Origin of the sequence: Pseudomonas sp. WS 5059 (assembly GCF_012985525.1) — a bacterium.
Classification (GTDB): Bacteria; Pseudomonadota; Gammaproteobacteria; order Pseudomonadales; family Pseudomonadaceae; genus Aquipseudomonas.
The window spans coordinates 1-24,465 of sequence record NZ_JAAQWO010000014.1; the positions used below are offsets into that span (position 1 = coordinate 1).

The window sequence follows — 24,465 nt, forward strand, 5'->3', positions numbered from 1 at the left end:
CGATTACATCGAGATGTTTTACAACCCAAAACGACGCCACAGTTTCAACAATCAGCTGTCACCGGTAGAGTTTGAAAAGCGTTACGCAGCGAGCCTGGAGAGTGTCTAGGAAACCCGGGGCGATTCATACTGTCTTCTTGCCCAGTGCTTTCTCCATCATATTTACCCCCTGAAAATGGGGGTAAGTCTGTGGATAAAGCCCTGCCGCAGCTGACGGGGAACGCTCCCCCGGCGATGCTCAAATTTCAATCAGCAGGGCGAAATCCGGCATCACACTTGACGTTCGCAATCGAGACAGAGATATTCCCCTCGGCACACTGGTAGGTGCCTGCCGTCCACATTGGCAAAGCGAAAGCTCTACCGACAAACCATACGCATCGCGGATCACCCTAGTTGCGCTACTCTACGATTTGGTATCAGCCAATAATGTATTGGATTCGAATCGTCTGGAGCTTTGCAAAACATGGATGCTCAAGCCAGTGAGAAACTTCTCGACCTGATCAACAGCCCGGGCGAGACTCTAGTACCCTATCGCGAAGGTTGTACCTTCTTCCCTCCACTTGAATTCGTCTTCGATGTGCTCGGCATGCCTGAGTTGCCCAAGCAATGCTATGAGCAAAATCATCAGCCTGGCTGGTTGACCTGGAAGACCTTCAGCAAATGGATGAGCAAGCCGCCTGCTGCCATGCAGTTGCGGCCAAGCCAGATCCTAAAACTCACTAAAACACTCGCGACCAACCCTAGTTCCCATGGGCTGCTACATGACTCGTTGCGGAAGGATGCCCTCTGGAAGCCTTACGCCCAATGGATTGTCCTTGTTCACCGCACTTTCCAGAGTGAAGTTTGCAGCGCTTACTGGGCGGGCTTGCTAGAAACGGAATGGCAATTGATGTGCAAAATTCTCCCAGCGATGCCTACTAACCGGGCCAGATTGGAAGCTCTGGCCAATAGCTCGCTGATGCACACGTTGGGTGCTCCAGGCTCCCCCGAGCGTATGCTGCAACTGCTGGCTTGTGAGTCCGATGCTGACAAGGTGGTGGCGGGCTCTGACTTCATCAATTATCGGCTAGCGGACCTGGCTAGTTTCCTGCTTCGCTTCGCCGCCTGGCACATAGTGGACAGCAGTTTGGCCCAATGGGTGCTTACGATTCGGGCGGGGAAACAGAACGAAATGTTGTTCGCGGATCTGCTTCCTGTGAGGCAGAAAGCGGGAGGCTGGACGAATGCAGTTGAGTTCTGCCTGAAATATTTCGCTGTGCTGTGCCGTTGCCCAGCCGACGATACCCTTTCATCTTCCTTGGGTCGGATCTGGGCCGAGCACGACTACGATCAAAATGAATTCCCGGAGATTGCTTCCCGGCAACACACGCTGCGTGATTGGCTCTCTGGCGAGAAAGGGCGACCCAAGCGCAACAGCGTGCTGTCGTTCGCCACGGCGGTCGCACACAAGGCGACTGTTTTACGCGGTCTAACTGCAAGCGAGGCCCAGGCTGAGGTCACAGGCTTGGTTTACTGCTTTCATTTCGCTGAGACCAGTCGGTATATGCTGGGTGAAATGCAAAAGAGACGTTTCTCAGAGTCGCTAATCGAGGCGGTTTTTTTTTCCTATGTAGAGGAGTACCGCAAGGCTCGAAATTTACTAGGCCAGCCCCTGGTCTGATCGGGAAGAGTCGAGTTGATGTCGACCCTTCCCGTTGCACATCAGTCTGCTATTTGGTCTTCCCAGTCCACCGGGCGCTCATCTTCGCCACGGGAACTCCAGTAGGCGTCGCTAGTAGGATTCAGTTGGTTGGAGCGGTTGTCATCGTCATGCTTTGCCATGGGTATTTCCTCTTGAGTGAAAGGCGATGCTTTGGTAAGCGAGGCCATCATGAGTCAGGTGATGGAAATACCAGAGGAATTGGCTGGGAAGAAAGTAACGACCTCAGCCGCTCTCAAATGCTGCTTAATGGCACAGACTCGGCCCGCCGACTGCGAAAAGTTTTAGTCGGTATCTCGACTACCTGCGACCGCCTAACCAAATCCTCATGGCCGCTAGGTGCTGCCAGCTCAACTGGTACCGGCGGTGAGATGCTGTGACGTTTGGCCGACCTGGCATACACTGGGTAGCTAAGCCCTGCCACTGGCGCTACTGGTGGTGGCGTTCGTAGACGTGCATCCCATTGAGAACAATGCGTGAGCGATTCGGTTCTTTACATCCCGCTGCTGGCTTCCCAGGCCAATTCCTTGGTTGATCCGAGTACTTCTGCTCGCGTCCTGTTGGGGCAGTGGGACGTCCCCCAAGTGGCTTCGGTGGCAGTCCTCCAGAATTTGCCGGCTCTGGACGGTAAACCGAAAAGCGAAATGCTCGTAGAGAAAGCCCTGGCCGAGTTGATTTCGATTGGAACAGAGCTGAGCCACACGCATCCACCAGGTACTTTTTCTAATCTGATCGCAGGCAAATTTAAGCCAGAGTTGTTTGAGCGCGGGCTGGCGCTCATGCCTCGACTGCGTGTTCGCTTCCTTGATGAGGAGACGTTGGACGCAAAACAATTCCTCAACGGTGGGATCTGGGACTTCAATTTCCGTGCTGCGCACGCCCAGAAGCTCAACCCGCTCAAGCATTCGTTCGAGACGTCATCGGGAAAAACAATTTCTCTGTCGAATCAGCAGAGCCGTACATTCCGCATTATTCATGCCGAACCCGATGAGAGCATTCATATCCAGGGCCTCGCTGGTACCGGTAAGACCCATATGATCGAACGCTTAGTGGACTCGCTTTCCTCAAGCCGACCACTCGTGCTGGCTTTCACCGCGGTCCAGCTCCAGGCATTGATGCAACGAATCGGAGCCGCGAACGTGAGAGGAATGACGTTCGGAGATCTCGCCAACTATGTGCTCGAGCGAGGTGTCGGCTATTACCGACCAGGTAAGCGGGCATCTGCTCGGCACCAGGTTACCCCGGAAGACATTGCGTCACGGTTGGGTTTCGGATGGATCAGTAGGCTCAGCCCAGCTCAAGTAGCCACGGCCTGCGCAAGAATGGTGGCCGCATTTTGCAACAGCATTGATTTTGCGTTAGCCGAGCAGCACATCCCAAAGGGGCTTGCTCTTGATGCCGTAGATCGATTGGTGCTGGTGGGGTATGCGCAAAAATTGTGGGAGCAGACCATAGAGCCGACCGATCCGCGCCTTCAGCTCCCGCTTCGTGGGTATCACCGAATTAAGCACATGACCCTGCTTCATGAGGCAGTGATAGGCCTAGAATTCACCCACATTATTGTCGACGAAGCGCACGACCTTAGCTGGCCACTCTCGGTATTTCTCGACCGCTGTACTCAGCCCGTGATTACATTGGGTGATGCATGCCAGCGCCTTGATGGGAGCTACCACCAGCGTGCTAGCACCCTCCGCAAGCACGAGATCACACACTCCATTCGCGCCGGCCGGCAAATCGAGGGAGTCATAAACCCCCTCATCGACAAACACCCGATCCTGAAATTGGCCTCGATCGAGGGCAACAACGGTATCGAGACGAAGATTGTTTACTACGACAAGCCAGAGGTTCCCACTGGGGCTGTGACAATTCTCGTAGATTCCGAGTGGGGATTATTCGAGTGGTTTCAGCGCCTGGCCATCGCTGGCGCGCGTTTCAGTTTGCTACCGGGTGCAGTCAACACCTTCCGCCGGTTCATTCTCGACTGCATAGGCCTGTTCCATGATCAAGAACGGCCAAAGCATAGCGCGCTCTTCAAATACACCCACTGGGATGATCTCCGGGCGGACATGGGCAGCAAAAATAGTAGCTTTCAGCGCATCGACCGGATGCTCAGCAAAGGCTATAGCTCATATGAGTTCGAGGCATCGTTACTCAACCTCGATGTGTCAGGTACAGCCCTGCTTCAGCTTGGCCGGGTCATGGACGCACGCAATTCCGAAATCGACGCAGTGATGCTCGCTCCAGACTTGCTCAGTCAAGTAGGGCCTGGCGACCGAATTGCAGCGAGCAGGGCTTTTGCAGCCCTTTACACGGGTGGATCGAGAGCTCGTCACAAGCTCATCGTTCCTGGTTATCTCCGGGACTGGGCGTCTGATATGTCCACGGCAGCGAAAGCTCAGATAACCTCATCTTCATGATGGTGGGCTCCATCAAAACAGTGCTGTCTCGAAGGCAGCGGCCAACAGCAATTGAATGGCGTTGCCGCAACGTCCTCCTTGGCTAGAGAGAAAAGATCACCCTGATAATCTGCATAGCATAGTGCGGCATGGAGCGCAGGCAGCGTGTCGGCGAAGCGTGTCACGCTGGTCCCGTCGAAGGAATTTGCACTGGCGGCAGCGCACATTCCGATCCGTCGAGCGCTGTTTACCCGGCCAACGTGGTAGTAGCAGTTGCGGCGACGAGAAAGGACACCCCATGCAGCCATGGTTTGCAGCTTCCAAGGGGTGCTCCCTCCGAGAAATATCCCTACGGATGGGCTCAGGAACTCACGCACATCGTCTGGCTCCATTCCATCCTGCACAGCAATGAGCAACCTTCGAGGAAATCCCTTCAGCCGATCCAGCCAGCGCAGGCTGAAATCCAGAGACTCTATCCCACCTGCCACGATGTCAGGTAGGACAACCCAGTCAGCGTCTTCGCCAAGAAGATCCACGGCACGGCCGAAAGCACGCTCATCGAACTGCGTGCCCTGCTGGTAAGCGCTCCACGCTCCGTTGTCCAAAGCGTAATGCTCGAACCCCTCAGTGCGCAGAACCCCGGCCGCAGAAACGAGTAAGCGCCAACCCGCCCCGCGCATTGCTGCGAGGTTGCGGCGTGTGCCGGTTCGGCTTGCATACGAGACCATCGGCGGGGGGATGTAGCCAAGCCGCTCCTCAATATCCAACTCCATGTCGGCTGACCCGTCCATACAGTAGTAATCGGCATATGCTGCTAGCGCTTGGGCGTTGCCTTGACGATGGCCATCGCGGTAAGCCTGAAGCCAAGCGGGGAGGCGGTTGAGTTCCATGCTGGTGGTTCCTGGTAGGAGGTGGCCACCGTCTCATCTCCTACCGAAATCCCAACGCTTCAAGGTGTGATGTCTGATTAGGCAGCACACAAACACGCCGAACGTAAAATCCCCGGCGAAGCTGCGATTACCAGAACCCGGGAAAGCGAGCGTTAGCTCGACACCAGGTCACTCCGGACGATATCGCCTCACGGCTAGGTTTCGGACCAGTCAGTTGGCTCAGCCCGGGGCGGTTAGCGAACACCTGTGCAAATATGGTGGCCTACCTTTGTGCCAGCAACGATCCAGTGGTCACAGAAGAGCGTGTCCCGAAGGGATTTGTGCTCAAAGCGGTAGATAGTGCCGTGCTGGTTGTGTACGCCCAGCGATTGTGGGATCAAACCATCAAACCGCCTAGGCCGAGCCTTCAGATCCCTCTTCGCAGGTACGTTCTCGGCAGCGAAAGCACAGCCGTTGTGTTCCCCGTAACGCACCGCCGGCAATAGAGTTCGAGTGGATGTTTTCCGACTGGTTTCCGTCCTGAAATCGGCCTTGCGTTCGAAGGGTGAATGAAATAATCGCTCAAACCCCGCGATTAAATGGCCCTCAAATGAACGAAATCTCAAAAGCTTTGCTAGCGATGTCAATAGCGCCACTGCCTTTGGTAGCATCGCTCACCCCCTGGACCGGGGAACCGATTGGTTACGGAACTTGGTTCTTTGCTGGCGCGATCACCCTTGGCGCGGGGGGAGGGGCATGGTTACTGGAACGGTCGTGGCAAAAAATGATAGCGAATCGCATCGTCATCGACATCAAGCCCAACCAGGTGATCGTTGACGGGGTGATACTCAACTGCGAATTTTCCTCACTCATTCGACTTTTCAAGAGTCGCGTGGCGTTGGCCGAGATGCTCGGGATCATCGTGAATGAAGCGATGTTCAAGCGAGGACAAAGCGTCGGCATTCGTAAATCTGCACATATCAAGATCTGGCCTGGGAGCCTGCAGGTATCTGACTTCGAATTGGAGTCGCTGTCCGAAGCAATTGCGGCAGAGTTCATCTCGCCGGTGTTCGAAGTCATAGACCGGCATATCGAGTTTCCGAGTCGCGATCTGCCATGTACCGCGCCAGCTACTCGCTGAAGAAAATCTCCCAAAACTTGATATCGGACTCGAACCATGGCCATCGACGAAAAAATTCAAGCAGTTCTCAACAACCCTGCTACCAGTGACTGGCTGAAAAGCTGTTTGGAGAAAGCGCTGCTCCGCGATTGCGTGGATGCGGCCAATGACGCCGAAATACTGCATGATCTGCTGGCAGCCCGTTGTGATGAAGCTTTGCGGGCGCTCTGACTGTAACTGCCTCTTGGACCGAATTTATCCTGAGCCAAAGTCAAAGAAAGCATCCCCCCGTCTGGAAAGTGGTTGAAGGCGGGCTGGTCTTCAAAGCCCACTGCGCGTCCTGGTGGGGTACCTCTAACGATTGTGCATCCGGTCGGCGAAGATTGACGGCGCGTTGAGTACGCAGTTAACTGTGTATCCATACAGTTATTTCTTCAGGCCAGGTTTATGAGCGTGACCCTTCTTGGTCCCATTGCGAGCGGTGGTAAATCGCTACCGCTGTATTCGTGTCAGGTATCTGCTGGCTTTCCGTCGCCGGCAGCGGACCATCTTGAAAAGCTGATATCTCTGGACGAGCTGTTTGATATCAGGGCACCGCATGTGTACCTAGCCAAGATCCTGGGCGACAGCATGCAAGGCGCGGGCATTTTCAGCGGTGATCTGGTGATCGTTGATCGAAGTAAAACGGCGCGACATGGCGATATCGTCATTGCGGCGCTCAACACCGAGTGCGTGTGCAAACGTCTGCACAAGCGAGATGGCCAAGTGGTGTTGATGGCCGAAAACCCCAAATTTCCGCCTAGATATGTGATGGAGGGCGACGAACTGGTGATATGGGGTGTGGTTAACTACAGCGTTCGCGATCATGAGCGTTAATACTGCCGTCGATCCAGCCTTGCCGATTTTTGCGCTGGCTGACTGCAACAGCTTCTACGCCAGTTGTGAGCGTGTTTTTCGGCCGGATCTGGCCAGCACGCCGATTGTCGTGCTGAGCAATAATGATGGCTGTGTTATTGCCCGTAGCTACGATGCCAAGCCCTTCGTCAAAATGGGCGCACCCTATTTCCAGATCAAGGACACCTTGCGCCGGCACGGAATCGTGGCTTTCAGCAGCAATTACGCGTTGTACGGTCAGTTGTCCGAAAGAGTCATGACCATAATAGAATCAATGGTTTGCGACTCAGAAATTTATAGTATCGATGAAATATTTTGTACGTTGACCGGCATGCCCGGCGACCTCACCGAATTCGGCCGAAAGATCCGTGCCAAAGTCCTAAAACACACCGGTATCCCGGTGGGTGTGGGCATTGCCCATACTAAAACACTGGCCAAACTGGCCAATCACACCGCAAAACGGCTGCAATCGCAGACTGGCGGGGTGGTGGACCTGTGCGATCCTTTCAAACGCGACTGGGTATTGCGTAACACCGCCGTTGAAGAGGTGTGGGGCATTGGTCGACGCATGTCGGCACACATGCAGGCCTTGGGCATTCGCACAGCAATGGACTTGGCCACGGCGGACCCGGTCCTGCTCGGCCGTAAATTCAGCGTCGTCCTTGAGAAAACCATACGCGAGCTTGCCGGCACTTCTTGTCTGGCGCTGGAAGACGCAGCTCCGTCCAAACAGGAGATCTGTTGCAGCAGAATGTTTGGTGTGCGATTGGAGACGATCGAGCCGATTAAGGAAGCGGTGGCCACCTACGTGCAACGGGCTTCGGAGAAGCTGCGAGCTCAGCATTCTCTGTGCAAAAAGATCCGCGTGAGTATTCGAACCGGCATGTTCAACCCGGACGAAGCGCGTTACGCCAACGGCGTTCTTGTGGAGCTTCCCTATCCCACCAATGACGTGCGCCTGATCACCAAGGCAGCGACACAGGCAGTAGAACGCCTGTTCCGCCCCGGGTTTCGATACAGCAAGGCCGAAGTTTTGCTCATGGATCTGCGTCAACCTGGTGAATTCACAGATGATCTCTTTGCGCATACGCAACCAGCCGCGGCGGATAAGGTGATGAATGTCCTCGATGAGATCAATAACCGGTGGGGGCGGGGTACGCTGCGCGCCGCAGCAGTGCCGGCAGCGCCGGCCTGGGCGATGCGGCGTGAGTTGATGAGCCAGAGCTACACCACGAGGCTTGACCAGTTATGGACGGTGAACGCCAATTGAGGCGTAAATAATCTGAGGGAGTTTTTACATGTGCAGTCATTATGAAGCGCCGACGCCGCGGCTGCTCGCCCACACATTCGGCATCGATCCCTATGAGCAGGGCAAGTTGGACCTATGGCCAGGCTACATCGGGCCTTTCGTCCGCCGCGCGGAACAGGTTGATCACGATGGAGCGGTGCAGATGCCGGTAGAGGCGCTGTCCGGTTCATTTGGATTGATACCGTCCTGGAGCAAGGACACCAAAATTGCGCGGCGTACTTACAACGCCAGGTCTGAAACCGTCGCGGAAAAACCGTCTTTTCGCAGTGCCTGGCGTCTGGCCCAGCACTGCATTATTCCCGCAGCAGCCATCTATGAGCCTGACTGGCGATCAGGAAAGGCAATAGCCACGCGGATTGCGCGGACAGATGGCGAGTTGATGGGCATCGCGGGTCTATGGGAGCAATGGCGCGATCCCGGCACCGGGGAGATCTTGCACAGCTACACCATGTTGACCATCAACGCGGACGATCACCCATTCATGCGCAACTACCACAAACCCCAGGATGAAAAACGTATGGTCGTCATACTGCCCCGGGGGCTATACAGCGACTGGTTGAAAGCTCCAGCCTGCGAGAGCATGGAATTCATGCGGCAGTACCCAGCAGATCGGATGGCCGTGGCTGTGTGATTTTCTGTGATTTATCAGTGTCGACCAGAAGCCTGAGCATCGGCACCACCCATGTACAAAAAAAGTGGCACTTCGCTGAAGGCGGATCGAAATATCAGTTGTCAAAATACACAACTGGAGTATTCTTGATCCTAAATGTTAGGAAAGCCCATGGACGTATTGCTCAAGCAGCGGTTTCAAGATGCCGCGAATCGCTACCCGAACGATCGGAGCGGGCTTCAACGATGTTACAGATTGCTGACGGAGGCAGAGCCAAAGAGCTACACGGATCTGGAAAAAATATTCGGTCACACTATCGATCTCTTCAAATACCGCGCTGATGACTGTTGGGTAGTAATTGATATTGGTGGGAACAATTTGAGGCTGATTGCAGGCGTTAACTACGCCAGGCAAAAGCTTTATGTGAAGCACATTTACACCCATGCTGACTACGACACGGCTACAGAGTGGTATGCCAGCAACAAACGAGGAATCAAACCATGATCACTGTTCTAGAGAATTCGCAGACCGTGCGCGCCGCGCTCGAAGATCTCCAAATGCTTCTCGAGCAGCTGAGCGGCCAGTTCGTCAATGGCATTAATGACGCCGCGGACTACGCACGCGCCTCGGTCTTGCTTGATGAGCTGACCGACGGGCATGACCTCAACAAGTATGAGGAAAAGATTCTGGTCGAGCTCGAGGACGCTATTCTCGCTTACGAGCAAGACGGTGAGCAGTTCAAGGCCTTCAACGAATCTTTCACAGCCAAAACCACGCCGGTGCAGCTGCTTAAAGATTTGATGGAAACACTGCAGCTCACAGGTTCAGATCTACCGGAAATTGGCGATAAGGCAGCTGTATCAAAGGTGCTCAACGGCAGATTACCGATCAGCCATAGAATGGCGTTCGCTCTAGCTGAGAGATTTAGCATGGACCCGAAAGCATTCGCCCCAACACCTGGTAAGGCTACTGTAGATGCCGCCTTAGCGATGTCTGTATCGAATAAACAGCAACCTGTCAGTCTCCCTAAGCTCAAATTGCACTCGGGCAATGGGCCAAAACCCGCAGTGGCTGTGCCTGCTAAGCCATTCAAGCCGTCAGCGCCTGCTAAGCCATCAAAGCCGGCAGCTCGGCCAGCGCAACCTGCTGGTAGCTGGTGGCCAACTCGGCAAGATGATGATCATAGGTTAGTGGCGCGTGCGCCTAAACCAAGCGACCGTGGACCTAAGCCGTAATTCCTCAAATATTCAGCCTTTGCACAACTCGTGTATTGAACTTTGGCGAGCAATGTACGAATCATGTTCCAAGGCTTTGAACGTTGCTTTTGCGCGAAGCGGAGAGTCTCCTCGTCCACCACACGCTCCACAAGCCACGGAAAATAATAGGAGAGACACAATGACCGACAAGCCTACCGCTTTCGACGTACAGGCCAAGTACCCCAATGAACAAATACAACGAAGCTGTGAGGAGCGTCTGAAACAGCTTCGAACAGCCCAATCCAGAGATCAGGTTAGGCTTGAGTTCCATCAGGGACAGGGCTATCTGCAAGCCCTGGTAGATGCCGGTCTGATCACCAGGCAAGAGGGCGGGGTCATCAGTTGCCAACTGATTGAAACCATGGTGCAGGCCAGTAGTCGACTGTCGGACGAGGGTGCCCAGTAACGGTTAAGTCCGCTAACCAACAGAAATCAGTCACGGTTACCAACTGAACCATTAACGGGATAATCAAATGTCAATGACTGACCCGCTCGCGGCACTCGTGAGCCTGCAGGTGGAGGTTCGTAAAGGTATGCCTACCCACCCTGCTGAAAACTACCAGTCTGTGCGGGTTGTGGCTGATAAAAAAAATGGTCGTGTTAGGTACACCTATGCCCGGGTCGAGCATGGCCGAGTCAAGGCGATGTCAATGTTTGTGAGTGTTGATCCCATAGACGGCATTGCATGTTTTCAAATCGGATATGCCGTTCCAGAAGTTTATCGCGGGAGAGGATGGGCAACTGAAATTGTTGTGCAGGGATTAGAAGAACTTCGCAACGGGCTGGCCCGGCACGGTGTGAAACAGTTCTACATCGAGGCTGTCGTAGGCACGTCCAACCTCGCCTCGATAAAGGTAGCAACCAAGACCATATCGCAGAGCCCAGAGCTGACAACTGATAGCGTTTCTGGTGAGGCCGCTTTGGCATTTACCCGACTCATAGAGTGTTGAAGGAAGTCGCCCAGGTACACCACAAGTCCAATCCTCAGACGCGGTGCCAGGTCAGTAGGGAGCCCCTATTATCGCATCTACAAAATGAGGAGAGTGCTCTGACTATCAACCAGTTGGAACAAGCCCTGAAGTTGAAACGGGCATTCTTCCATTCTTCGTAGCTGGTTAACCCTACTGCGCCTATGGAACTGGCAATAATTCAAGCTGGCCAAGGGTATGACCGCCAAGTTTCCTGATCAGCCTAGCCCGATCGTGCAAGATGGGCTGCAGATCGCTTCTGAAGATCTGATTGGACATGCGCATCATCCGGTCCCAGTCGGAATGATCACCCTTGAAGATTGCGATTGTTCCCAACCCCAGCAGGTAGTGCAGCCCAGCGGTCGGAGACTGGTCAAAGGTAACTCGAGACAGGGCGTTGTCCAATTCAAGGTTCACGAATAGCTCTGCGCCCTCGCGATCGATCTCAAACCCACTGCTGGTCACCACGTCCATGACCAACATGCCATTGCGTGTTCTGGTCAGGAGCTCTGCATCTGCAGCCGCATGGGAAATACTGCGTAAGCCGTTGAACATTCCCAGGTACTGATCATCACAGAACGGGACTTCGACTTCTGGGTATCTCAGATCCGCTTCGGTATATTTTGGCAGCGACGTTATATTCGGGACTTCATAGCGAACCCCTTGCTCGTAGACCTCCAGGAACACCCTCATTGCCGTAAAAGGCTTTTGGTACCCATACCGCCCCCAAAGCGCCTCTATTGCCAGCAGTTGCTGGATGTCCAGAAGTGTGAAACGGGGCTCAATACCGGCTTGATGTGCAGCGTCAAATTCATCGAGCTGAATCGTGAGCATGATTCCCAGCAAATCTTTGGTGAATGCCGGCGAGTAGGAATTCGGAGCGATTTCTATCGTCCCCGTTTCCTTATCAACCGTGCGCGCCAGCCAGCATCGAGCGCTCGGATCGAAGTGGCGGGCCTTGATGTAGTTCCGCAAGTCGTTCAGGGGCTTGAGCCACTCGTACTCGCCGCCTTCCTTGGCAATCATGCTCTCGGCGGACGAGTCTCGAGAGATACGGGTACATGACCAGCAGCCTGTGCGATGGCCACACGCGGGGCGCTCTGATTGTTTCCCTGCCAGGTAGACGTTCACCATGCAGTCACCGCCATTCATGTCGCGGTAGATCTCAACCAACCGATTAAAGCGGTCGTAGCATTCAATCCGACCGGCTACCACCTGGCCGATGTAGCTGAACACGTCCATGGTGGTCATTTCAGCGATTGGGCTGAGTACCCAGTCGTGCGAGCCAGCGCCGGCGCCGAGGTTCACAGCTTCAAAGGCGCTCTCGCCGCGCTCAGACATTTTCCGCTCGCGCTGCACGGACTCATCGAACCGGGTACCGATCAGCGAAACGATATCGTCATCAGCACACTTTCGGCCCAGGCGCGCCGAAACATCGCGAAGGATTGCTTTCTTCACTCGTTTCATGGGGTCTGCTTTGGTCATTTGCTGGCATTTGGCGTTGGAGCCAACGCTGGCGATGATGCGCCCACCGACCATGCTAACTAAGTAGTCATTGCTCAGGCCTGGCTTCGCTACCCACACTTTCAACTCGATGCCCTCAGCCTTCGCGTAAGCCTGCATTTGCTGCATCTGGCTCTGGTTGTAGCAGTGGATCACCGGGTTTTCCATGAGGGTGTCGGAGTGCATGACGTTCAAGGTTGGCACCTCGAAACCTTCGGTGGCCAACTCGCGAATTGCAGTGAACGCGATGTTCAGCGTAACGCTTGAGTCTTTGCCGCCACTCCACGCCACAACAGGCTGCTTGCCGGCTCGCACGACGCGCTTCACAGCGTCGACCGCCTCGGCAATCTTCTCGGCCAACGTCTTCTTAGGCCCACGAATAACTTTGGCAGGCATCTCCTGGACGCCAGCAGAAGAGAATAGATCGAAATCGAACAGCTGCATGACAAGCTCCGTGCTTGAATCCAACTCCTCACTGGAGCTGATGGATTCAAGGTACGGCAGGCATCGGCAATCCCAAGGGATTGAGAACGGCCTCGGTTCGTGAGGAAACCGCAGAGGAGTTTTTTAAACCGATCCGCAGCCTTCTGTTACGAAAGCTCCAGCTGGCAACTGCCAGGCTTTGCCCTCGGGCGTGAAGATCGGCAGCGTGTACTCGCGCTGGCGCCCTTGGGCAAGTGCGTCCAGATCGGTGATATCAAACGCGTCCGCTGTGGCCGACAGATCCACCACGTTGATTTTCTGTCGACTGATGGTGCAGCCGAACTCGTCCTCGTAACCTGCTATCGGGGTGACCCGTTCTGGGAAGTATTTTTGGATTGTGGCCCATACCTTTGGTGAGTTGTAGATGCACGTCATGCAGCTGAAGCGCCCCCATCCCAAACGGTAGGGAACAGGTGCCTCTACCCGATGGCGAGCAAGCAGTTCCCACACCTGTTCTTCGCTGTAGTGCAGTACCGGTCGCCAAGCATCTACGTGCCGGCCGAGGCGACCCTTGCGCCGGTCAACTGCATGAGGCTCCAACTGGTTGTATTTGCTGCGGTTGCTCGACTCAGCGCGGCGCTCGCCAGTAACGAACAAGGTCTTGCTACCGAGGAAGCGCCCCTGGTTGGTGATGGCCCGGCGGCCCACGTCGATCTTGGCTGCAGAGCTACACCAGCGCGTTGCCAGGTTGGCGCTTTGCTGAGGAAACCGGCGGCGGGTCGCTGGAGAAGTCCGACTGGTATCGCGATCCAGGCAGATAGTTCCGGCTGGAGTTTCGACCACGTGAGGCTTGGAGTAGGCTTCCATCTTGAGCATTTCGCCCTCGATGCCACCCTGCAACCATGAGAAATAGAGCGGCAGATTGAATGCAGCAGCGAACTTCTCGATAAAACTGTCATTGAAAGCCCAGTCCATGAGGGTGCTCCCCTCTGCACCATCCACCCGATGGTGCCAGAGCTCAACACGACGCAGATCCACACCCTGTTCGATCAGTGCCAGCAGGCAAGCGATGCTGTCCTTGCCAGACACACAGACTACAACGTGGTCATAGCTGTCGAGATCCACTGTCGGGGCATCGAAATAGGTTCCCTCTGCCAGCACAGCAGGCTCAGGCTCGAACCCAAGCAAGTTGAGCTGCTGGCCCAGCGCTGGGATAACTACCTGGTCGTCGAACTGGTGTTCGCGGGAGATTGACGCGTTCATTGGCTGTCCTCATAACACCTATTTGGTGCTTACAGACTCAACCTATGACGGCAACAGATAAACCCAAATGATGGGCGCAGGAGGAGGCGTTCTCCTAATATCGAGATGAGAAATAGGTAGTGACCCGGGCCCGCACAATGGTGAGGCCCAAGGTGAACCTGGGCGACTTTTCCTATGGTCGAGTGCTGCTGCGCGCACTGAAGTAAAATGCCAGCACTACACCGATCAGGGGACTGGCGAAGGCCAGAATTTCTGAGAAGTAGGGACTCTTGACGGTAGCACTTACCAAAATGGCCGCCATTAAGAAGTACAACGTCACGATGGCCAAAATCGGCTGCATACGTTTGTTGATTCGTTCCGTCTTCGGCTCGGCATGGCCCAGCCCGCCGCAGATTCCGCATGGAAGCCCAACGTGCCCAGATCCTTTCAGGTCGTTGCTCTGCACACATGAGGCGCATGTGGCCCCATTAGCCGCTTTACTGCATGTGCCAGTGCGCTCGCAATGAGCGCAAGGGTGAAGGTTGGCTTTCACGTCCATGGTGCTTATCCGTCAACTTTTCGGTGATTGATCTTTTGAGGCTGGTAGACGCTTGTCGCACCAGAGGTCCAATCCCCGGGTACGGTGCACTGTCGATCCTTCCTCGATCCGCAACCAGTGCTCACGCAACACGCGATATCGCGCTGCGGCGCAGCGCATGAAGTTCGTTGTCCCCTGCTTCGATCAAATCTGCGGGGCTGGTCGTGGTTATCTCTGCCACATCTCCCCAATGGTGGAGATTCAACTCATCGCGAAACTTCACGGCTTTTTCCTAATCTGCCCAGCCTTGGCCCCGAACACCAGAGTTCCAGAACCCAAGGCGGCCACCCATTTGGAGCGGTGCTGACAAATACACCAGACCGCAGTATGTGCACCGCTTAGCGCCGCCGTGTGCCGTGATCTCAGCACGAACAGTATCTGGAAGCTGGTAAAGCATTCCTTCCTGTACGGTCATTTGTCGATCTGATCGACCGCCGGAGCATCTATCAGGGCAGTACCCTGGAGGGTAAGTGCGAGGCATATTTTTCCTGCTCTAGCCGAGTGCCTGAATTGGCATGTTTCTACTGCCACTGCCCAGCGTTCGACGGCAGGGCTTTGGGTACTGCACGTTGTGAATTATTAAGTGCTGGCAAGGGGCAAACATCGTTCGATTCTATCTGCAATATCTCGCATTACCTCGTAAGCGTTCTCTGCTCCAATCCCCTCTATAGCGCCAATAGGCCCTGCGTTTGTGTAGCGGATTCGCTCGAAAGTGAAGACAGTTGAGGTTCCAGTGCTGGCCGTCAGAGTGAAGCGGAACGGCTTACCAATCGATGGAGGTGGCGGCTCGAATGAGCTTGTACCTGAAGCCTGTACGTTCTGGGCTATCAAAATTGGAGCAGCTTCTAGACCATCAACGCTCGCCTTGATGCATTGCGATGCTTGCTCGAGGGTAGATGGTTTGTGGCGTTCAAAGCGAATAACGTCCAAGACAGGATAGCCCTGAGCACCTACTACAGTTTTTACGTTCGGATTAGACAGTAGAACTGGTGCAACATTGTTCGACGCGCATCCATTTATCAAAGTGATCAAACTAAATGTAACCATTTTTCTGAGCATGGCTTTTTCCGTTGTGGCTGTGAGGGGTCACTTGAGCCCGTAATTACGCTTCAGTTCGACGATGCGAGCAGCACGCTGCTGGTGGGACTGCGCTGTGCCTTGGTCGGCCACAATCGCACCATGCGCAACAGCAGCGGTGTACTGCGTATCCTGCTCCAACAGCTCGATCAGTTCCTGGAGTTGGGCGCGCATTTCGTCGTAGATGGCCATAGGTTTTCCTCGAATACTTTAGATACTTACCGGACTCAGCGGGTAGCGCGGATTCGAGCCAAAGCCTCGCTCTCAACGCGCAACAGGCTTGTGCCTAATAGATGCATACCTTGTTCGTCGGTCAGTTCAGCCTCAAGGAGCGCGACGATAAAGCCTTTAGCCAAGAATACTGCTTCATTTACGGCGGCTTCGGTGGTTGCGTCCTGGATGTGAGCGAGCTGGCTGAACAAACTCGCTTTTACTCGCTCACTCAGAAGCGGGAATTGAGTACCCCATACAGCGCGCAATGCTTGGATCGACATGAAATTATCCTTCTGAAATGGGCGCGAAAAATCGCTAACCCTTTACGACCTCAGCCCGCACGGGGCGGGCTTGAGGGTGCAGCTGAGCGATTTCCTTAGTTAGACGGCGCGGCTGATGCGGGCGAGCTGCACGGGCATAGCGCCCAAGCGATATTTGCATGGTCTGGTCTACGACCAACGTTGTCAAAGTCTGGTGCTCAGGCAATACAAGCCAACACAAGATTATTCGGTCGAAGTGAAGTAGCTAGCCAAGTTAAAAATTAGTTAAGAAGGTCACGGCGCAAGGTCAGCAGTTCTCCACGAACCCATTCCCAGTAGCCCAACTGGGTCTGGTTGTGACGGACAGTTTGAAGCCATTGGTAATTGTTCAAGAAGGGATGTTCACCTCCGAGATGAGAGTATTTCTCCTCCATTTGCTTAGGGGAGAGTTCCAAGTCGCTCTGATACAACTCAGGTAGGGGACGATAGAGAAGACGGAATAAATCGTACGCTAAGCGCTTCGCCTGTCAGGTTGAGGCAATAGAGGTGGACGCTGGAGCGTCAGGAAATGCAGAAATCGACCCTACTCTGATGCGGCGCTGGTCGCGGGAGGTCGGCTTGCTCTTGCGCATATCCGAAATTGCCAGAATCATGGCAGTTTCGCCACTGCCATAACTGGATCCAAAATACGAATATGGACGTAGAAGAGCTAATAGAAAAGGCTAGAGATCAACGTAGGCGCGATCGATACGAGGAAGCAGTAATTTCTGCCAAAGCAGCCACGGTCCAGGATCCCGACAATGCTGATGGCTGGTGGCTTCTGGCACTCAACAATATTTCCCTAGGCAGGAAAGAGGCTGCCCTAGAAGCTCTCAAGGAAACCAACGACAAAGTCCCATACTTTGCCCAAGCGTGGGCAAAACGGGGCAGCTTGGAGCTTGATCTGGGGGCTCCTGAGGAAGCAGCAAGCTCGTTCGAGACTGCACTTAACTGTGACAATGAGGAGATTGAGGCGCTACGAGGGCTTGCTCATATCTACGGACAGAACAATGACACTGAGAAGCGAGCGGAAGAAATTCTAGTACTCACCAAGCTCGATGAACTTGAGAGTCTCAGTCCATGGCACCTGAATCGATTAGGCATCCTACATTTCCTCAACAACCATGGCTTTGATGCCATCAAATACTGGTCGCGCAACGCGCACCAAAGCGATGACACCGCATCGCTTTTCAACCTGGGCCTCGCCTACAACTTGGATGACGTGTCCCAAGACGTTGATGCCGTTGACTGTTGGCGCTTGGTCATGCGCAAAGACGAGTCTAACGAAAAGGCGCCAAACCGCATCCTGTCTGTCAAGGCTCCACTTTTGGATTTGGCTCGCAAGGTTCAATCGTCCCGAAAGTCACTCTGCCAGGCGGAAGATCAGTGGTACTCGATCTACATCAACCCTTTCCAGCTCCTGAATTGCCCGAAAGACTTCGATTTCGGTGATCTTGAACCCAAGGTTGTCCAAAAATGGAAAAAGACGTTACTTCAGGAAATTGAGCTTGAGGAGGGAAAACTACATTGGATGCCTGGGCTAACTGTCGATCGTTCAAAGGCGATTGAGTTAGCGGAAAAGCTGTCCGACATAGAGGTCGCCTCCCATCACTGGGAAGTATATAAGTGCAAACCTCTTCTGGAGTTTTTGTCAAAAGGCGATATCAACCATTTCCTTCTGGACGAAGAGTGGTCGCCCCTCGATTTTATCGAGCGAGTGAGTGTTTCCGAAGCGCTCAGGGAGTGGTTAAGCGATCCATTTTCAGCACAGTACGACCGCATTTTTAATAAGGCCGTTGCAGCCCGGGATGTGCCCGTCATTGAAGCATTGCTCGATGGCCGTCGCTGGGTCATGCCCTCCTATGCCGATCGCTGCTTTGAAAACGCATTACGAGAAGCGGACTCCATATTGATCCCGCTACGGGAGCTCAAGAATCGGGCAGAGGCTATTAAAGTAACGGTCAAACAGATCGATGAGGTTCTGGAGACGCACAAAATCATCAGCATCCTGAATCTGCTGCCGCCCTACTTCCGCAACTTGCAAAATGAAGCGGTAGGTTTGGTCAGAAGCATTGCCATTGATGCGCACAACGTCCATGAAGACTCGGAACTTTCTTTGGCGATTATTGAGAAAAGTAAAGAGTTTTCCTTCAAGTCCATTGAGCTCACACAGCGTTTGAAAGAAGACTTCGAAGCCATCTCGGAGATGATCAAAAAGCAACGAGAGCACGAGTCTCACTTGACCTTCGGGAATGCTCGCCACTGGAAAATTACGAAGGAAGGCGTTTCCGATAACGGTGACCTGTGCCCAGCGAATGAGATCCGAGCCTTACGCTGGGGAATAATGGTCGAGCAAAATGGCTCACATAACTATCTATTCGCCGCTAAGCGGCGGACTGGAAAGGAGTACATGCTTACATGGACATCTTCCGACCGCGACAAACAGGATGAGCTGTTCGAAAAGCTCGTCAATGCCGCGTTTCACTACATCATTCCCGACGTGATGGAAAACCTCCTCGGCGAGCTAAAACGTGGCGGAACCCTGACAGTTGGTCCGATCCAGATCACACAAAATGGCATGAGCTTCGAATCAAAATGGCTGATTTTCACCAGCCAAAATCAAGTGCCTTGGAGTGGGATAGATGTCGTGCTTCAGAATGGCTCAGCCATAGTAGTAGATAAAATCAGAGGAAAGAAGTCTCTCCCTATCAGCTTACGTGACGTTCCAAACGCCATGTTGCTCCGATTATTTCCAATGTCATTCAACTGCGATTAAGGATAGTCATGTCCATTCCCCCGCCAATTGAAATACCACGCTGGACGCTTGTCGTACTGAACAGCCTTTATGAAATAGAACGCAAGCTGGAAGTTCACGGCGACCCTGGACACGCTAAACGCAACGTTGACCGAATCAAGGAGGAATTCGAACAGCAGTCCTTGATTATCGAGGATCCGCTGGGACAGCCCTTCAAAGAGACACGCACGGACCTCGAAGCCACCATTGTCGGAGCAGGCATTGAGAATCTGGTAGTCACTGAGGTCATCAAGCCTGTGATTAGGCTGGTAAATGGCCCGGTTTCACGGGTTGTGCAAAAAGGGATCGTTGTAGTACAGAGCAAGGAGGAGGTATCACAATGACAAAGATGATCAATTTCGGGATTGACCTGGGAACCAGCAACTCGCTGATCGCTAAATTTGACAAAGGGTCAGTCGAGGTATTCAAGAATCCCAACGGCTTCAAGGAAACACTCCCGTCGATCGTAGGCTTCCGAAATGACCGGATCATGGTAGGTGACCAGGCTCGCACGTATGCCGAAAAGGACCCGAAGAGCGTTGCCAGCCGCTTCAAGCGAAAGATGGGCACTACAGAAACCATCAAGATTCAGTCACTGAATGCATCCAAGACTCCGATCGAGCTTTCTGCTTTTGTTCTCAAGGAGCTAAAGGGATTTGTACATTCCGGCGAAGCAGTCGAAGCTGCGGTAATCACCATACCCGCCTCATTTGATACGGTGCAGTCAAACGCCACCAAGGACGCAGGAATATCAGCCGGCTTCAAGCACGTTGTCCTGCTACAAGAGCCGATTGCAGCTAGTTTGGCGTATGCGAACAAGGAAAAGAGCGACGACCTTCGGAACAGCCAATGGATTGTTTATGACCTGGGCGGCGGTACCTTTGACGTAGCATTGGTCAAGATTGTCGAAGGGGAGTTAACGGTGGTTGATCACGAAGGTGATAACTATTTAGGTGGATCTGACTTTGACTCGATGATCGTTGAGAGGATCCTTGTTCCGGAGATCAACCGCCGCGGAAAGTTCGAAGACCTTCTTGCTCAAATGAAAAGCGAAAAAGGCAAATACAACAAGCTTTGGACTGTCTTGCTGCACAAGGCGGAGGAAGCCAAGATCGAATTGAGCACCAAGGCATCGGCGGAAATCGATCTGGGCATGATTCGTGACCTCGTGGATGACGAGGGCAATGCCATTGACACCATCCTGAATATCACTCGCTCTGAATTCGAAAATGTCATCAAGGACGCAGTGGATGGCACTGTCGATATGATGAAAAAAATTCTGACGCGCAACTCCCTGCAATCGAGTGATCTCAAGTTCATCTTGATGGTGGGTGGCTCGACCTACAGCCCCTACGTTCGCAAGCGCGTCGAGGAGATGATGAACATCCCGGTCAATACATCGATTGATCCGACCAGCGCGATTACCATCGGAGCTGCTTACTTTGCGGGCAGCAAGGAATTCAAGCAGGAAGGCGCTGCGCCGAAAGCCCAGACGAACTCACAAATCAAGTTTCGTGCTGTTTACAACCGCAACTCTCAGGAAAGCGAAGAAACCTTTACCGCCAAGGTTGAAGGAAATACCGCCGGTCTGTTCTATAGAATCTCAAATGACGACGGCTCCTTTGACAGTGGTCTGAAGCCCCTCACGACCCGTATCGCTGAAGATCTTCCGCTGCGCGAAGGATCCTTCAATCTATTCACCTTCAAGATCCTTGACGGCCAGAACAACATCATCGATGTTGGCTTTGATTCGATCCAGATTGCACAGGGGCGCTACAGCGTCGCCGGTCAGATGCTTCCAGAAGATATTTGCCTAGTTAAGGACGATCGTTCTACCAAGGACACACGACTCGACCTTGTTTTTGCTAAGAACTGCGTACTACCTACCAAAGGGAAGCGCACCGTTGAGATCGCCAAGACCATCGTCAAAGGCTCTCGCGACGCCATCACCATCATGGTCGTTGAAGGACCATCCGAAAAACATTCATCGACCAATAAGCCGATTGGAATATTGGCTATCACCGGTGAGCAAATTAACCGTGACCTTCTTCGCGGCACAGAGGTGGATCTGACCTTCGAAATGTCGGAGTCACGAGATTTGACGGTGTCCGCCTACCTTAACGGTACGGGACAGGAGTTCTCTCAGGTCTTCAAGGGCCAGGCCCGCCACGTCGATACCCGCCTGTTGGCCACCGAGGTGCTTCAGCTCGAAACGAAGATCCAGACAGAGATTGAGGACGCTCAGGCGAACCACAACCATGATGGCGCAGCTAAGTTGGAGAAACTGAATGACGAACTCCAGTCGCTTATCGTTGAGAGCGCATCGCTTTCTAGCGATGACGTGACCGACGATCGCTTCAAGCTCGAAGACAAGAAGTGCAAGATTGCTCAAGGGATTTTTGAGCTGACAGCATCCAAGCGGATCGATGCTGCAAAAGCAAACTATCTCCAGGTCAAGTCCGATACGGCCTCCATGGTTCAAGAGTCGGGCAACGATCGCGAGCGGCATCAGCTGAAGGAAATCCTGGCCCGAGAGGAGTTGCATATCCACTCAACCAACCCAGAGCGTATCGACGCTGCGACGAGCGAATTGCAGCGACTTCACTTCCAAATCCTAGCTCGCCAGCCCGACTTCCTAGTTGGTATGTTCCAGCACCTGGAAGAGATACGGCCGACCATGAACGATCAAGCGCAGGCCAAGCAACTTATCGACCATGGACGCCGGCTGGTTGCGACCAAGAACTGGGACGATTTGCGTGATGTAAATGGTCAATTGTGGATGCTTGTTCCCGATACCGAGCGCGCAGAGGAAGACGTGCGACTCTATACCGGTATCGTTTAAGCAACGCCGTTTGCGGCGGGTCTTCACCGGCCCGTCGCTCCACCACGAAGCACTATAAGCCCTCTTGCCTTCGCCCGTTCCGGGCTGCGCGCCCAGGCGAAGCGCTTAGCGTACGATTTATTCCGTCTTCTCTATCGTCCCCAAGTTGGAATGTAAGCGGCCGGCGAACACACCTTCAAAATCCCAGCATTAAGGGCGATGGTGTCCGCGTATTTTTAAGCGGACGCGATCGCCCTTATCGCCGGGATTTCCATGCGCCAACGAAGCTCTTACCCCAAACCATTCAAAGCCCAAGTCGTTCAGGAATGCCTGCAACCCGGAGCGACAATTTCCAGCGTAGCTATCCATCACGGCATCAACGCCAACGTGATCCGCAAGTGGCTACCGATTTATCGGGATCAACCCGTCGCAGCCTTGCCTGCCTTCGTTCCGGTAAAACCGGCGCCAAGGCGTGCAACTGAAGAGATGGTGATCATCTCGCTGCCTCTGGGTGATAAGTCCATCACCGTAAAATGGCCAGTCTCGGATCCGGACGGCTGCGCGTGTTTCATTCGTGGTCTGGCTCAATGATTCGCGTTGATGCCATCTGGCTTGCCACCGAACCCATGGACATGCGCGCCGGCACTGAAACGGCACTGGCCCGAGTAGTTGCGGTGTTCGGTGCGGCGAAGCCGCACTGCGCTTACCTCTTTGCCAACCGGCGGGCCAACCGGATGAAAGTCCTGGTGCACGACGGCGTCGGTATCTGGCTGGCGGCGCGCCGTTTGAACCAGGGCAAGTTCCATTGGCCGGGCATCCATCGTGGGACTGAGGTTGAACTCGACCCCGAGCAACTCCAAGTACTGGTACTTGGATTACCTTGGCAACGAGTGGGTACGGGCGGCGCAATTACATTGCTTTAAATATTGCCTTTTAGCTGAAGCAGTCGCGCTGCTTTGGTAAAATCCACGGCATGACTTTCTTGCTCAATCTCGACCAAATGACCCCGGAACAGCTCCGCGCGCTGGCCGAGCGGGCCGTGCATTTGCAGGCCCAGGTCGACACCATGAGCAAGAAGATCCATCGAATCGAGACGGTCAACGAGCAGCTCACTCACGAGATCGCCATCCTTAAACGCCACAAGTTCGCCAAACGCAGCGAGCAGATCAGCCCGGCGCAAGGCAGCTTGCTCGATGACCTGCTTAATACTGACCTCGAAGCCATCGAGGCCGAGTTAAAAGCCCTTCATCCAGCACCTGCGCAGGCAGAACCACGCCAGCAACCCAAGCGTGCGCCGTTGCCACCGCAGTTCCCACGCACTGTGATCCATCACGACCCGGACGACACGCAATGCGCGTGCGGCTGCCAGCTTCAGCGCATCGGTGAAGATGTCAGTGAGAAGCTGGATTACACGCCGGGCGTGTTCACTGTCGAGCAGCATGTGCGTGGGAAATGGGCCTGCCGGCAGTGCGAAACACTGATCCAGGCGCCGGTGCCGCCTCAAGTGATCGACAAGGGCATCCCCACGGCGGGCCTGCTGGCGCATGTGATGGTGGCCAAGTTCGCCGACCACCTGCCGCTGTATCGACAGGAGAAGATCTTCCGCCGTGCCGGCCTGGCTATCCCGCGCTCGACACTGGCGCAGTGGGTGGGTCAAACCGGCGTGCAGCTTCAGCCGCTGGTCGATGCGCTGCGCGAGGTGGTGCTGGCCCAGCGCGTGGTTCACGCCGATGAAACGCCGGTACAAATGCTGGCGCCCGGCGAGAAGAAAACCCACCGCGCTTATGTCTGGGCCTACAGCACTACGCCATTCTCGGCCCTCAAGGCCGTGGTCTACGACTTCAGCCCCAGCCGTGCCGGCGAACATGCGCGCAACTTCCTGGGCACCTGGAACGGGAAGCTGGTCTGTGATGACTTTGCCGGCTACAAGGCCAGCTTTGAGCTGGGCATCACCGAGATCGGCTGCATGGCCCATGCGCGCCGCAAGTTCTTCGACCTGCATGTAGCCAATAAAAGCCAGTTGGCAGAGCAGGCGCTTCACTCGATTGGCGGGCTGTATGAAGTCGAGCGACACGCCAAGGAAATGAGCGACGAAGACCGTTGGCGATTACGCCAGGAAACGGCAGTGCCCATCGCTGAAAAGCTGCATGAGTGGATGTTGGCTCAGCGTGCACTTGTGCCCGAGGGTTCAGCTACGGCCAAGGCCCTGGATTACAGTCTCAAACGCTGGGTAGCGCTGACGCGCTACCTGGAAGATGGTGCTGTGCCCATCGACAACAATCAGATCGAGAACTTGATCCGGCCGTGGGCGCTTGGGCGGTCGAACTGGTTGGGGATGTAAGCCGGAACCCCAGAAATTTCCGTCACCCTAGTT

24 protein-coding genes and 1 pseudogene are annotated in these 24,465 nt (G+C 54.3%); 18 read left to right on the forward strand and 7 right to left on the reverse strand.

Annotated features, from left to right (window positions below):
* The 3 genes from HBO12_RS27620 to HBO12_RS27630 all read left to right on the forward strand — a co-directional run.
* Nucleotides 1–109, forward strand: a 109-nt coding sequence (locus HBO12_RS27620; protein WP_138762977.1) for an IS3 family transposase, incomplete at its 5' end; no start/stop codon positions are given.
* Nucleotides 110–463: 354 nt separating this feature from the next.
* Nucleotides 464–1,660 (forward strand): hypothetical protein, encoded by a 1,197-nt coding sequence (locus HBO12_RS27625; protein WP_038445796.1) that lies wholly within the window; start codon nt 464–466, stop codon nt 1,658–1,660.
* A 515-nt stretch (nt 1,661–2,175) separates the two neighbouring features.
* A complete protein-coding gene (locus HBO12_RS27630) occupies nt 2,176–4,116 on the forward strand; it encodes a DEAD/DEAH box helicase family protein (protein ID WP_038445798.1) in 1,941 nt (646 codons plus the stop codon).
* On the opposite strand, the gene HBO12_RS27635 is transcribed toward HBO12_RS27630, so the two are convergent.
* Entirely contained in the window at nt 4,095–4,985 is an 891-nt protein-coding gene (locus HBO12_RS27635; protein ID WP_038445799.1) for a hypothetical protein, read from the reverse strand. The genes HBO12_RS27630 and HBO12_RS27635 overlap by 22 nt on opposite strands.
* Before the next feature lie 589 nt (nt 4,986–5,574).
* Between HBO12_RS27635 and HBO12_RS27640 the strand changes: the two genes are divergently transcribed.
* The 9 genes from HBO12_RS27640 (at nt 5,575) to HBO12_RS27680 (ending at nt 11,103) form a co-directional block, all read left to right on the forward strand.
* Nucleotides 5,575–6,105 (forward strand): hypothetical protein, encoded by a 531-nt coding sequence (locus HBO12_RS27640; RefSeq protein WP_076965109.1) that lies wholly within the window; start codon nt 5,575–5,577, stop codon nt 6,103–6,105.
* Nucleotides 6,106–6,141: 36 nt separating this feature from the next.
* Complete coding sequence (locus HBO12_RS27645) at nt 6,142–6,315, forward strand: hypothetical protein (RefSeq protein WP_162843699.1); 174 nt, start codon at nt 6,142–6,144, stop codon at nt 6,313–6,315.
* A 216-nt stretch (nt 6,316–6,531) separates the two neighbouring features.
* Complete coding sequence (locus HBO12_RS27650; RefSeq protein WP_038445802.1) at nt 6,532–6,960, forward strand: LexA family protein; 429 nt, start codon at nt 6,532–6,534, stop codon at nt 6,958–6,960.
* The gene (gene umuC / locus HBO12_RS27655) at nt 6,950–8,248 is read left to right on the forward strand and encodes a translesion error-prone DNA polymerase V subunit UmuC (protein ID WP_038445804.1); all 1,299 of its coding nucleotides are present in this window, start codon (nt 6,950–6,952) and stop codon (nt 8,246–8,248) included. Before HBO12_RS27650 ends, umuC begins: the two co-directional genes overlap by 11 nt.
* A 28-nt stretch (nt 8,249–8,276) precedes the next feature.
* Entirely contained in the window at nt 8,277–8,918 is a 642-nt protein-coding gene (locus tag HBO12_RS27660; protein WP_038445805.1) for an SOS response-associated peptidase, read from the forward strand.
* A 150-nt stretch (nt 8,919–9,068) separates the two neighbouring features.
* Nucleotides 9,069–9,401 (forward strand): type II toxin-antitoxin system HigB family toxin, encoded by a 333-nt coding sequence (locus HBO12_RS27665; RefSeq protein WP_038445807.1) that lies wholly within the window; start codon nt 9,069–9,071, stop codon nt 9,399–9,401.
* Complete coding sequence (locus HBO12_RS28545; protein WP_236466703.1) at nt 9,398–10,132, forward strand: helix-turn-helix domain-containing protein; 735 nt, start codon at nt 9,398–9,400, stop codon at nt 10,130–10,132. Before HBO12_RS27665 ends, HBO12_RS28545 begins: the two co-directional genes overlap by 4 nt.
* 160 nt (nt 10,133–10,292) lie before the next feature.
* Complete coding sequence (locus tag HBO12_RS27675; protein ID WP_076965110.1) at nt 10,293–10,559, forward strand: hypothetical protein; 267 nt, start codon at nt 10,293–10,295, stop codon at nt 10,557–10,559.
* Between the two features lie 67 nt (nt 10,560–10,626).
* Nucleotides 10,627–11,103 carry a GNAT family N-acetyltransferase gene (locus HBO12_RS27680; RefSeq protein ID WP_076965111.1) on the forward strand — a complete coding sequence of 159 codons (477 nt, stop codon included), beginning with the start codon at nt 10,627–10,629 and terminating at the stop codon, nt 11,101–11,103.
* A gap of 180 nt (nt 11,104–11,283) precedes the next feature.
* On the opposite strand, the gene HBO12_RS27685 is transcribed toward HBO12_RS27680, so the two are convergent.
* From HBO12_RS27685 to HBO12_RS27710, 6 genes are all read right to left on the reverse strand, one after another.
* The gene (locus HBO12_RS27685; RefSeq protein ID WP_076965112.1) at nt 11,284–13,068 is read right to left on the reverse strand and encodes a phosphoadenosine phosphosulfate reductase domain-containing protein; all 1,785 of its coding nucleotides are present in this window, start codon (nt 13,066–13,068) and stop codon (nt 11,284–11,286) included.
* A gap of 123 nt (nt 13,069–13,191) precedes the next feature.
* Complete coding sequence (locus tag HBO12_RS27690; RefSeq protein ID WP_083743128.1) at nt 13,192–14,310, reverse strand: phosphoadenosine phosphosulfate reductase domain-containing protein; 1,119 nt, start codon at nt 14,308–14,310, stop codon at nt 13,192–13,194.
* Nucleotides 14,311–14,969: 659 nt separating this feature from the next.
* Nucleotides 14,970–15,110 carry a hypothetical protein gene (locus HBO12_RS27695; protein WP_154220710.1) on the reverse strand — a complete coding sequence of 47 codons (141 nt, stop codon included), beginning with the start codon at nt 15,108–15,110 and terminating at the stop codon, nt 14,970–14,972.
* Nucleotides 15,111–15,466: 356 nt separating this feature from the next.
* Nucleotides 15,467–15,946, reverse strand: a complete 480-nt coding sequence (locus HBO12_RS27700; RefSeq protein WP_130898276.1) for a hypothetical protein — start codon at nt 15,944–15,946, stop codon at nt 15,467–15,469.
* Between the two features lie 27 nt (nt 15,947–15,973).
* Nucleotides 15,974–16,156, reverse strand: a complete 183-nt coding sequence (locus tag HBO12_RS27705) for a hypothetical protein (RefSeq protein ID WP_076965113.1) — start codon at nt 16,154–16,156, stop codon at nt 15,974–15,976.
* Between the two features lie 35 nt (nt 16,157–16,191).
* Nucleotides 16,192–16,458, reverse strand: coding sequence for a hypothetical protein (locus tag HBO12_RS27710; protein WP_076965114.1), 267 nt, complete (start codon nt 16,456–16,458; stop codon nt 16,192–16,194).
* Between the two features lie 673 nt (nt 16,459–17,131).
* Between HBO12_RS27710 and HBO12_RS27715 the strand changes: the two genes are divergently transcribed.
* The 6 genes and pseudogenes from HBO12_RS27715 to tnpC form a co-directional block, all read left to right on the forward strand.
* Nucleotides 17,132–19,252, forward strand: coding sequence for a tetratricopeptide repeat protein (locus HBO12_RS27715; protein WP_076965115.1), 2,121 nt, complete (start codon nt 17,132–17,134; stop codon nt 19,250–19,252).
* Nucleotides 19,253–19,260: 8 nt separating this feature from the next.
* Complete coding sequence (locus HBO12_RS27720; protein WP_076965116.1) at nt 19,261–19,614, forward strand: hypothetical protein; 354 nt, start codon at nt 19,261–19,263, stop codon at nt 19,612–19,614.
* Nucleotides 19,611–22,112: an Hsp70 family protein gene (locus tag HBO12_RS27725; RefSeq protein WP_076965117.1), complete on the forward strand. Its 2,502-nt coding sequence runs from the start codon at nt 19,611–19,613 to the stop codon at nt 22,110–22,112. Before HBO12_RS27720 ends, HBO12_RS27725 begins: the two co-directional genes overlap by 4 nt.
* A gap of 252 nt (nt 22,113–22,364) precedes the next feature.
* Nucleotides 22,365–22,682 carry an IS66-like element accessory protein TnpA gene (gene tnpA / locus HBO12_RS27730; protein ID WP_076965118.1) on the forward strand — a complete coding sequence of 106 codons (318 nt, stop codon included), beginning with the start codon at nt 22,365–22,367 and terminating at the stop codon, nt 22,680–22,682.
* Nucleotides 22,679–23,014, forward strand: coding sequence for an IS66 family insertion sequence element accessory protein TnpB (gene tnpB, locus HBO12_RS28550; RefSeq protein WP_076965119.1), 336 nt, complete (start codon nt 22,679–22,681; stop codon nt 23,012–23,014). The genes tnpA and tnpB overlap by 4 nt, the downstream gene beginning before the upstream one ends.
* 50 nt (nt 23,015–23,064) lie before the next feature.
* Nucleotides 23,065–24,423, forward strand: a pseudogene (tnpC, locus tag HBO12_RS27740) (IS66 family transposase); the annotation flags it as partial.
* Nucleotides 24,424–24,465 lie beyond the last annotated feature (42 nt).